The organism is Glycomyces arizonensis DSM 44726, assembly GCF_000482705.1.
GTDB classification, from domain to species: domain Bacteria; phylum Actinomycetota; class Actinomycetes; order Mycobacteriales; family Micromonosporaceae; genus Glycomyces; species Glycomyces arizonensis.
The window spans coordinates 80,080-90,311 of the sequence record NZ_AXWO01000015.1 but is presented as its reverse complement, the minus strand read 5'-3'; the positions used below and the strand labels follow the sequence as shown (position 1 = coordinate 90,311).

General features: G+C 73.0%; 10 protein-coding genes. 4 read left to right on the top strand and 6 right to left on the bottom strand.

Features of this window, described 5'->3' with window-relative positions; translation table 11 throughout:
* Positions 1–17: 17 nt before the first annotated feature.
* Positions 18–638, bottom strand: a complete 621-nt coding sequence (locus tag H613_RS0112200; RefSeq protein WP_026924013.1) for a hypothetical protein — start codon at positions 636–638, stop codon at positions 18–20.
* A gap of 139 nt (positions 639–777) precedes the next feature.
* On the opposite strand from H613_RS0112200, the gene H613_RS0112195 reads away from it, so the two are divergent.
* Positions 778–1,356, top strand: a complete 579-nt coding sequence (locus H613_RS0112195) for a hypothetical protein (protein WP_026924012.1) — start codon at positions 778–780, stop codon at positions 1,354–1,356.
* Between the two features lie 9 nt (positions 1,357–1,365).
* Here H613_RS0112195 and H613_RS0112190 read toward each other — a convergent pair whose 3' ends face one another.
* Positions 1,366–2,331, bottom strand: a complete 966-nt coding sequence (locus tag H613_RS0112190) for an NAD(P)-dependent alcohol dehydrogenase (RefSeq protein WP_026924011.1) — start codon at positions 2,329–2,331, stop codon at positions 1,366–1,368.
* A 30-nt stretch (positions 2,332–2,361) separates the two neighbouring features.
* Positions 2,362–2,763 (bottom strand): YchJ family protein, encoded by a 402-nt coding sequence (locus tag H613_RS0112185; RefSeq protein ID WP_156925984.1) that lies wholly within the window; start codon positions 2,761–2,763, stop codon positions 2,362–2,364.
* Positions 2,764–2,906: 143 nt separating this feature from the next.
* Between H613_RS0112185 and H613_RS29250 the strand changes: the two genes are divergently transcribed.
* On the top strand, positions 2,907–5,930 hold the full coding sequence (locus tag H613_RS29250; protein ID WP_051393292.1) for an AfsR/SARP family transcriptional regulator: 3,024 nt from the start codon (positions 2,907–2,909) through the stop codon (positions 5,928–5,930).
* Here the strand turns inward: H613_RS29250 and H613_RS30860 are convergent.
* Together H613_RS30860 and H613_RS0112170 are read right to left on the bottom strand one after the other, a co-directional pair.
* On the bottom strand, positions 5,927–6,064 hold the full coding sequence (locus H613_RS30860) for a hypothetical protein (RefSeq protein WP_156925983.1): 138 nt from the start codon (positions 6,062–6,064) through the stop codon (positions 5,927–5,929). The two genes, H613_RS29250 and H613_RS30860, sit on opposite strands and share 4 nt — an antisense overlap.
* Positions 6,065–6,172: 108 nt before the next feature.
* Positions 6,173–6,574, bottom strand: a complete 402-nt coding sequence (locus H613_RS0112170) for a hypothetical protein (RefSeq protein ID WP_026924009.1) — start codon at positions 6,572–6,574, stop codon at positions 6,173–6,175.
* A 181-nt stretch (positions 6,575–6,755) separates the two neighbouring features.
* On the opposite strand from H613_RS0112170, the gene H613_RS0112165 reads away from it, so the two are divergent.
* Positions 6,756–7,757, top strand: coding sequence for an HD domain-containing protein (locus H613_RS0112165; RefSeq protein WP_211234795.1), 1,002 nt, complete (start codon positions 6,756–6,758; stop codon positions 7,755–7,757).
* Here the strand turns inward: H613_RS0112165 and H613_RS26200 are convergent.
* Positions 7,718–9,145 (bottom strand): MFS transporter, encoded by a 1,428-nt coding sequence (locus H613_RS26200; protein ID WP_051393291.1) that lies wholly within the window; start codon positions 9,143–9,145, stop codon positions 7,718–7,720. The two genes, H613_RS0112165 and H613_RS26200, sit on opposite strands and share 40 nt — an antisense overlap.
* A gap of 102 nt (positions 9,146–9,247) precedes the next feature.
* On the opposite strand from H613_RS26200, the gene H613_RS0112155 reads away from it, so the two are divergent.
* Entirely contained in the window at positions 9,248–10,216 is a 969-nt protein-coding gene (locus H613_RS0112155; protein WP_026924007.1) for an Lrp/AsnC family transcriptional regulator, read from the top strand.
* Positions 10,217–10,232 lie beyond the last annotated feature (16 nt).

Genomic DNA, 10,232 nt, shown 5'->3' with positions numbered 1-10,232 from the left:
GCGTCCGCGGCCCCGCCTCAGCCCAGTTGGTATTCGATGTCGTTGAGGGAGGCCACGATCTCGGTGAACTCCTCCCGGGAGAGCGCTCCTTTGTCGCTGCGCAGGACCACGGTCGGGAAGTCGGCGTCCACCGGGTCGTCGAGGGTGACGATCGCGACCGGCTCGTCCCATGAGTCGCTGACGTTGGTGTGCTCGGCGTAGTGCTGGACGAAGACCTGGGCCGGTCCCGCCCAGGTCGAGACCTCCTCGACGTCGACGGGTTCCGGGACGTCCTCGATCGTCCGGTAGACGCCGTGGTCGCCGTTGTTGATCTGCTGCGAGGCCTCCTCGACCACGCAGTCGGCCGCGAACGCCTCGATGGTCAGGTCGGCGCCGAACTCGTACCGGACGCCGCGGCAGTCGGGGTCGAAGCCGGTGGCGGGGTGCGCCGCGACCTCGTCGATGGCGAGGTCGCTGGGGACCGTCACCTCCACGGACACGTGCTCGCCGTCGATGGGGACGGCGTGGTCGGAGGAGGCGTGCCCGCTGAGCACGCCGAGGACCAGCAGGGCCACGAGCGCCAGGACGAGTGTGCCGCCGACGCCGATCGCGAGGCCGATGAGGAGGCCCCGCCGCGTCGAGGGCCGTCTCGCGCTCATGTCCGCTCCTCCTCGCCGGTGGGTCCTGTCAGGCATCGTAGGACGCCGCCGCCATGCGCCTGTGCCGCCACGTGCCTGTGCCGCCGCGCGCTGGTCCGGCGGTGCCATCATCGGAGGGAACGCCGACGAAGGGAGGGCCATGATCCGACGCCGCTTCCTCGCGTGCGCGCTCGGGGCGGTCCTGCCGATCGCGACCGGATGCGAGATCACCGTGTCGAGCGATGATGACGAGCTGGACCTGCCGAGCGGGGCCGAGGAGGTCGACGGCGTCGAGGTGTGGGACCTCAGGGACCGGCCGACCGCGGCCGAGGTCGGCATCACGGACGGCGACACCTCGGTCTTCGAGACCCGGCCCCCGCGCCCGGTGGAGCTGCGGCTGCACGGCGGCGCGGCGCTGCGGTTGCGGACCCGCTACATCGCCTTCAGCTCGATCCTCAGCGAGGACGGGGCGCCGGTCGGCGTCGATCTGAAGACGGGCACCATGCCGCTCGATGACACTGCGGACACCTATCGGTCGGCGCTCGAGCAGCTCGGTCTCCCCACGGACGGCGTGGACGGGTTCCGCCGCACCGCCGCCGAGGCGACGGGGTCGGAGCGGGTGCGGGCCGAACGCCTCGCGGACCGGTTCGGCGAGCTCGAACTCGGCGTCGTGGCGCGGTACAGCCCGCACTCGGCGACCGGCGTCGTGGCCGTCGGCGGCGGGTGGCTCGGCGAGTGAGCCCGGGCGCTATGGCGATAACGGCATCTCGACGGCGATCTTGCCCCGGTTGTCGCCGGAGGCGAGCCGCGCGAACGCCGCGGCCGCCTCCCCCAGGGGATAGACGCGGTCGATCACCGGGGCGGCGGCGCCGTCGACGATGAGGGCGGTGACCGCCTCCAGGTCGTCGCGCGACTGCGGCACCACCAGCACCTTGACGTGTTTCCCGGTGCGCCACCGGATCGGCGGTCCGGCGGCGAGCGTCGCGAGCAGCACGCGGGTGTGCCCGCCGACGACGAAGTAGGTGCCGCCGGGGCGCAGTGCCTGGTGCACGCGGTGCGGCGGGCGCTGCGCGACGAGGTCCACGACGCGGTCGTAGCGGTCGCGGTGGTCGGCCCAGTCCTGTTCCTCGAAGGCGATCGCGTCGTCGGCGCCGAGGTCGCGCAGGTAGTCCTTCTTGTCCGCGCGGTCGACGGCGGTCACGGTGGCGCCGAAGTGCTTGGCGAGGCCGACCACGAGCGCGCCGCCCGCTCCCCCGGCGCCGTTGACCAGCACGCGGTCGCCCGGCCGCAGGCCGCGCGTGGCGCGAAACGCGATGCAGCCGGCCTGCGGGATCACGGCGGCGTTCAGGAAGGACATCTCGGGCGGCTTGCGGGCCAGCAGGCGCGGCGGGGTCGCGACGTATTCGGCGAGGGCGCCGCGGTATCCGGCGAGTTCGCCGAACACCTCGTCGCCCGGCGCGTACTCAGTCACCGAGCGGCCCACCGCCGCCACGGTTCCGGCGACGTCCGATCCCGGCACGGGGTCGCGCGGGCGCCGCAGCCCGGCCAGGCGCGCGTAGAAGGGCTGTCCGACCAGGTGCTCGCGGTCGGATCCGTTGAGGGAGGCGGCGCGGACCTTGATCAGGACCTCGTCGTCCGCGGGGACCGGCTCGGGGAGTTCACCGACGGTGACGACGTCGGCCGTCCCGTATCGGTCTTGGATGACGGCTTTCATGAGGGGTGCTCCTGTCTGGCGGGGGTGGTTTCAGCGGTAGTGCCAGGCTCCTTCGATGCGGAGGAACTCGCTGGTCTCCTCCTGCACGCCGGGGCCTTCGGGGTCGCGGTAGTGCGCGCGGAAGGCCACGGTGCCGCTGGAGTGGAAGGCGGTGCCGCCACTCGTCTCGACGATCTCCAGTCCCGTCCAGCGTCGTTCGCCGGCGAGGTCGAGCCGGGCCGGTCGGGTGTCGGGGTGCCAGGTGCGCAGCAGGTAGGCCGTATCGCCGAGCGCGAACGCGCTGTAGCGCGAACGCATCAGGGCCTCGGCGGTCTCGGCCCCGGCCGTCCCGGCGTGCAGCCGCCCGCAGCAGGCGCCGTAGGTTCGTCCGCTGCCGCACGGGCAGTCGTGCACGGGAGCGCGCCGCGGGCGCCGGGAAGAACGTCGAGCCATAGCAGTGATTGTCCCCCGGGCACCGCGAAGAGCGCAGCCCGGCCGCGCGCTCCTCCCGATTCGGCGTCCCCCGCGGCACGCGCGGCTTCGATACGCTGATGGTTCTTGCCACCGGGGGAAACTCATCAGTGATACGAGGTCGCATGCAGTTTCGGATCCTCGGGCCGCTCGAGGTCCGCCACGAGGGCGCGCCGGTCCGCATCGCGGGCGCGAAGCAGACGGCGGCACTGGCGCTGCTGCTGCTCGAGGCGGGGAAGACGGTCCCGCTGCACCGGTTCGTCGACGCCCTGTGGGACGACGAGCCTCCCGGCAGCGCGCGGCGGCAGGTCCAGAACACCCTCGCCGCGCTGCGGCGGCGCCTGGCCGCGCTCGGCCGCGACCCGATCGAGCGGTCGGGCGAGTCCTACCGGATCGCCGCCGACGACCTCGACTGGCACCACTTCACCCGCGAGGTGGCCGAGGCCGGCGCCCACTGGGACGCGGGGAGGGCCGAACCGGCCCGCGAGCTCCTGGCCGGGGCGCTCGACCGCTGGCACGGCCCGGCCCTGGCCGGCTTGGACGGCGTCCTCATCGCCTCGGCCACGACGCGCCTGGACGAGGCGCGCCTGGCCGCGACCGAGCGGTTGATCGAGGTCGAACTCGCGCTCGGCCTGCGCGACACGGCGATCGAACGCGCTCGGGCGCTGCTGGCCGAGGAACCGTACCGGCAGCGCGCCGCCGGGCGGCTCATGCTCGCCCTGCACCAGAGCGGGCGCACCGCCGAGGCGCTGGAGACCTATGTCGGGCTGCGCGCCCGCCTGGACGAGGAGCTCGGGCTCGAACCCGAGACGGCGCTGCGGGAGCTGCACCTGCAGATCCTGCGCGGCGAGACGCCGCCGCCCCCTTCGCGCTCCCCGCGGCCGCCCGCGCCTCCCGTCCCGGCGCAGCTGCCCGCCGACGCCGTCCCGTTCACGGGGCGCGACGCGGAGCTGGCCGCGCTCGACGCGCTGCTCGACGAGACGGGCGCGGCGCTGGTGACCGGGGCGGGCGGGGTCGGCAAGACCGCTCTGGTGGTCCACTGGGGACATTTGCGGCGCGAGCGGTTCGGCGACGGCCAGCTGTACGTCAACCTGCGCGGCTACGACCTCGACCGACCGGTGCCGCCGATCGAGGCGCTGCACTCGATGCTCCGCGCGCTCGGCCTTCCCCGCGAAGGCATCCCGACGGACCTCGCCGACGCGGCGGCCCTGTACCGGTCGCTGCTGGCCGACCGGGACCTCCTGGTGATCCTGGACAACGCCCGCACCGCCGCGCAGCTCCGTCCCCTGCTGCCGGGCGGGAGGCGGACGGTGGCGATCGCGACCGGCCGCCACCTCCTGCCGGGACTGACCGCCTCGCACGGGGTGCGGACGGTCGACCTCGACGTGCTGCCGCTCGGCCGGGCGGTCGACCTCCTGGCGTCCATCGTCGACGACGAGCGGCTGGCCCGGGATCGGGCCTCGGGGCGGCGGATCGCCGAACTGTGCGGGCGGCACCCGCTGGCGCTGCGCGTGGCCGCCGCGAACCTGGCGGCGCGGCCGCACGACACGGCGGCCGCGTACGCCTCCGCGCTCGCCGAGGACGACCGGCGGCTCGCGCTGCTGTCGGTCGAGGACGACCCCGAGGCGGCGGTGGCGGCCGCGTTCGACCGCTCCTTCGCGGCGCTCAGCGACCGGGCGCGGACATTCGCGTGCCGGCTCGGCGTCCTCCCCGGCGAGGATTTCGCGGCCGACCTGCTGACCGAGGTCGGCGGCGCCGAGGAGCCGATCGAACGAGCGCTCGCGGAACTGGTGAACGGCCATCTGCTCGAACACCACCGGCCCGGCCGCTACCGGTTCCACGACCTGATGCGGCTGTATGTGGACCAGCGCCAGAAGGCGCTGCTGCGCGAGCAGGACCGCGCGCAGGTGGTCGACCGGTGCATCGAGTGGCATCACCTGCACCGCCGGACCGAGGAGTTCGCCAACGTCGTCGACGCCTGCCGCCGCTGGGCGGGGCACCCGAGGATCTGGCGGCTCACCGACGCGCTCCGCCCGCATGTCAACGGGAGTGAGAGCCTGGCGGTGCTGGACGAGCTGGGCCGAGCGGCACTGGCGGTCGTCGAGGAGCACCGCGATGTCGAGGGCATGGTGCGGATGCACGGCTTCCTCGGCGTCGTCGCGGGCGCCCGCACTGATTTCAAGACGAGCGAATCGCACACCCGCGCCGCGGTCGGGCTCATCGGCCGCCTGGAGAGCGGCGACGAGAGCGGGACCGTCCGGAGCATGCTGGCGGTCTCCCTCATGTCGCAGGGTCGCGAATACGAAGCGGAACCACTGCTGCGCGAGGCCCTCGCGGCCGCCGAGCGCACCGGGCACGCCCATCACCGGTACAACCGCGCCGGGAATCTCGGCGCCGTCCACCGCGTCCTGGGCCGGTACGCGGAGGCCGAGCGGGACTTCGCGTTCGCCAGAAGTGCCGATGAGGAGACCTCGCACAACTACCCCGTGCATCTGGGGCTGGCGCGGGTCTTCCACGACACCGGCCGCCTCGCCGAGGCGGAGGAGACGTTCGTCGTCGCGCTGCGCAAGGCCGTGGCGACCGGTTCGCGCCGCAAGCAGGCGATGGCCCACCTCGAACTCGGCAAGCTCTGCCTCGACCTGGGCGAACTCCGGCGCGCACGGCGGCATCTCCGCTCGGCACTCGATCTGGCCGAGAGCATCGAGGACCAGTGGGCGGTCCGCAACGCGCGCTGCGATCTCGGCTGGGCGAGGAGTCTGGAGGGCGATCCCCGCGGCGGGCTCGGCGAGGTGCTGGCGATGATCGACGAGGCCGAGTCCGTCGGCGGCATGCGCACCTTCACCGGGGCGCTGGTCGTCGCCGCCGAGGTCTGCATCGCGGCGGGTGACGCGCCCGCCGCCATCGCGCACGCCGACCGCGCCTGCGGGATCTTCGCCGAGCGCCGGGTGCCCCTGTGGCACGGCCGCGGTCTGGAGGCGGCGGCGCGCGGCCACCTGATGATCGGCGAGGTCGACGCCGCCAGGGCGAAGGCGAAGGAGGCGCTGGGCCTCTTCACCCACATCGGCGTGCCCGACGCGCCGCGAGTCGAGGAGCTGCTGGCGGGCCTTGACGGGGGAACGCGAGGCGTTCCCCCGCCAAGCCTGACCTAGAGCAGGTCGCACCATTCGGGCGGGCAGTACCCGTCGGGCTCGAAGCCGTCCGCCGCCGAGGCGGCCGAGGCCCCCGAGACCGCGAGGATCAGCCCGACGAACACCGCCGCCGTCAGTTTGCGCGCCTTATCCATCTTGCACACTCCATCACTCGATTCCGCCGGGACGGTGAGCCCCGGCTCCGCACCAGGATCCGCCCGTGAGGCATGCGTCCGGCACGATTCGTGCACGGACCGAATCCGCTAGCAGGCGTCGATCCAGTGGATGTCCCTGGCGCTGCCCTTGATCGGGACCGAGCCGCTCGTCGGCGTGTCGTCGCCGGGGTAGTGCAGGCAGACGTCGTACGTGGAGCCGTCTCTGCGGACCACGGTGTACTCGATGTGGTCGGCTCCGGGATAGTAGGTCCCGTTGTTGCGGATGGTGCCTCCGGCCAGCATCGGCCCGTAGGTGCCCCAGAGGTCGCCGTAGCTGCTGGCGATCAGCCCCTTCTGGTCGTCGTACACGCAGACTTCGCCGCGCGAGCAGGTGTCCTGGGTCGACAGCCCGCCGGCTCCGGCCGGGGAGGCGGCGACCGCCAGGGTGATCACCGCCGCGGGCACCGCCGCCGCGACACGCAGCGTCCGCCGCCATTTCGAGATGCTCATGAGCACTCCAATCCGAGTGGTTCGGTTGTTCTGCCCATGAATCTGAACCACGCGTGCACGGTAACGGCACGGTTACTGCACAGATGGCGGGGACGCCTCGCGTTCCCGGCTTCCCGGCGCCGGTGGTGTGCCATAGGGTGGATCGGTGAGTCGTCGTGTTGATCAGGGTCCGGTGCGGGGCTTGCCGGACGGCGTCGCGGGGCCCGTTCCCACCAATGTGGTGGGTCTGGGCGAGGTGTTCACCGATCCGCTGTGGCGGGTGCCGGTCCGCCTGTCTCCTGTGGAAGTGGACCTCTTGCGGACTGAGCCGGTGCGGCGACTGCATTTCGTGGCGCACGGCGGCGCTTCGGCCGTCAGCACGTTGCAGTCGTACTCCAGGCTCGAGCACACGCTCGGGGTGCTCTCGCTGGTGGCGCATTTCCGGGCCGAGGACGAGCTCCTCCGCGTCGCGGCGCTGCTGCACGACATCGGCCACCTGCCCCTGAGCCACACGCTGGAGGGCATCGCCGGGCTCGACCACCACCGGATCGGCGTGCGGCTGCTGCACGCCGATCCGCTCCGCGAGGTGCTGCGGCGGCACGGGATCAGGGCCGATGACGTCGCCGCGGTGCTGGACGGGCGGTCGCCGTTGACCGGTCGGGCCGGGCTGCTCAATCTCGACCATCTCGACTCCTTCGTGCGCAGTGGGCGCTCCGCCGGGCGGCTCGATGCCGATCCGGTCGCCCTGCTGGGCCGGCTCGGCATCGAGGGCGACGCGGTGACGGCCGACCGCGCGGCCGCCGAGGTCCTCGTCGGCCTCGTCCGCGCCGAGGCGCGGCTGCACACCTCGTGGGACAACGTGGGGCCGATCTCGGTGGTCCGGCGTCTGGGTCGCCGTCTGCTCGACGAGGAGGCCCTCGCCCCCGACCGGCTCGCGCGGATGACCGACCCGCAACTGTGGGCCGCGTTCGAGTCCTGTTCCGCCACAAGGGAGGAGAGCGCGATGGTCCGCTACGAGCCGCACCGGCTGCACGTCGCCGTCGCTGCGGATCGGTCTTCGGGGTGGGACTTCGCGCTGCGCAAGATCTACAGCTCCGCTCCGCTGGTGGACGGCGAGCCGATCGGGGCGGCCGCGCCCCATCTGGCCGCCGAGCTGCGCTCGCTTCAGCTGCTGCCCACCGAGTTCCGCGTCTGGTGGGACTGATTCCCGGCTTGGGAGGCGGGGGTCTTGGGCCGCCGGGAGATGAGGACGGCGGTGAGGACCGCTCCGGCCAGGCCGACCGCTCCGGCCGTGACCATGGTGCGGTTCAGGGCCGTCGCCACGGTGCCAGGCTCGGCGAAGGAGCCGCCCGCGAGGCCGTCGGTGAAGACGGTGCCCAAGGCGGCGATGCCGAGGGCCATGCCGATCTGGCGGGCGGTGTTGAGCGCCCCTGAGGCCATGCCGCCGCGCTCGGGCGGCACGGCCGACATGGCCGCGGCGTTGAGCACCGGCAGGCACAGGCCGACGCCGAGGCCGGTCACGGTGAGGCCGAGCGTGAGCGAGGTCCACGAGGAGTCGGCGTCCAGACCCGATTGCAGGAGGCCGCCCGCGCCTATGAGCGCCAGCCCCGCGCCGATGCTCGTCCACGGCGGGACCTTGTGGAGCGGGCGCGCGAGCGCCGCCGAGGTGACCAGCGCGGCCCCGCTCATCGGCAGCATCGCCAGGCCCGCGTCGACCGGGTCGAGCCCGAGGCTCCCTTGCAGCCAGAGGGAGGTGTAGATGGTGTACGCGAAGGCGGCGATCGACACCAGCAGCGCGGCCACCATGGCGCCGGTGAAGGCCGGGCGGGCGAACAGCCGCAGGTCGAGCATCGGGGCCCGGCGGCGGCGCTCGACGAGGACGAAGGCGATCAGGGCCACCGATCCGGCCAGTGCGGGCACCAGCGTGCCGCCGTCGGTCCAGCCGTGCTCCCCGGCGTGGATCAGCGCGTACGTGGTCAGCACCGCCCATGCGGTGAAGAGCGCCGCCCCGGCGGTGTCGAAGCGGCCCGCCCCGGCGTGCCGCGATTCACGCAGCACTTTGGCGCTCAAGGCGATCGCGATGACGCCGATCGGGATGTTGACCAGGAAGATCGCCTGCCAGCCGAAGTGGTCGGTGAGCAGGCCGCCCAGCACCGGGCCCGCCGCGGCGGCGGCGCCGTTGACCGCGCCCCACACCCCGAACGCCACCGCCCGGTCCTTGCCTCGGTAGGCGATGTTGAGCAGCGCCATGGCCGAGGCGAACATCGCCGCCGCGGCCGCGCCCTGGGCGGCGCGGGCGGCCACCAGGGCTCCCGCACTGGTCGCCAGCCCGCAGGAGAGCGAGGCCGCGGTGAACGCGGCGAGGCCCACCAGGTAGGTCCGCTTGAGCCCCCACCGGTCGGCGAGGCTGCCGATGGTGAGCAGCAGCGCCGCCAGGGCGAGGGCGTAGCCGTCGATCACCCATTGCAGGCCGGTGAAGTCGGCCTCCAGGTCCTCGCCCATGTCGGGCAGGGCGACGACCACGATGGTGACGTCGACCAGGAGCATGAACGCTCCGAGACAGACCGCCGTGAGCGGCCACCATTTGCGCATTCCGAATCTCCTTCCACGCCCTGCGAGCGTCCTCCAGCGGCGGCGGATGGCGCTACTGGAAGAAGATATTCGGAGGATATCGACATCTATTACGATCTGGTGATGGATTCCATCGATGAGGTCGACCGCAGCCTGATCGCGGCGCTCGAGATCGACGGCCGCGCCCCGTTCAACCGCATCGGCGAGGCCATCGGCGTCTCCGACCAGACCGCGGCCCGCCGCTACCGCAGGCTCCGCGCGGCCGGGGTCGTCAAGGTCGTCGGGCAGGTCGACCCGTGGCGGATCGGCGAGACCCGCTGGTACATCCGCATCCAGGCCACGCCCGACGCCGCCGCGCAGGTCGCCCGGGCCCTCGCCGACCGGCCGGACACGTTCTGGGTCCAGCTCGTCTCGGGCGGCGGCGAGATCAACTGCGTCGTCCAGGCGCGCAGCGACAGCCACCGCGATCAGTTGCTGCTGCACAAGCTGCCGCGCACCTCGCGCGTCATCGGGTTCAGCGCTCATGCCCTGCTGCACATGTACTTCGGCGGCGAGACGCAGTTCCCCGCGCTGGTCGAGGCGCTCGACGAGGAGCGGGCGGCGGCGCTGCGGGTGGAGGTCGACGGGGCGGCGGAGCCGGTGCCGTTCGACCCGGCCGACCGGCCGCTGGTCGCCGCGCTCAACCGGGACGGCCGCGCCGGGTACGGCGAGCTCGCCCGCGCCACGGGCTGGTCGGAGTCGACCTGCCGCCGCAGGCTCACCGAGCTGCGCCGCTCGGGCGCGCTCTACTTCGATGTCGACATCGATCCCGCGCCGCTGGGCTTCCTGACCCGCGCGGTGCTGTGGCTCCAGGTGCCGCCCTCGGAGCTGGCCGCGGTCGGGCAGTCCATAGCCGACCATCCGGAGGTCGCCTTCGTCGCCGCCACCACGGGGGCGACGAACCTGCTGGCCATGGTGATATGCCGCGACACCCACGCGCTGTACGACTACATCGACGGGCGCCTCGGTTCGATCCCGGCGATCCGGCATATCGAGACGAATCCCGTCATCCAGAGCCTCAAGGGCGCCGGTCAGGCGAGTCAGCGGGCATGAGAAAAGGCCCCGGTGA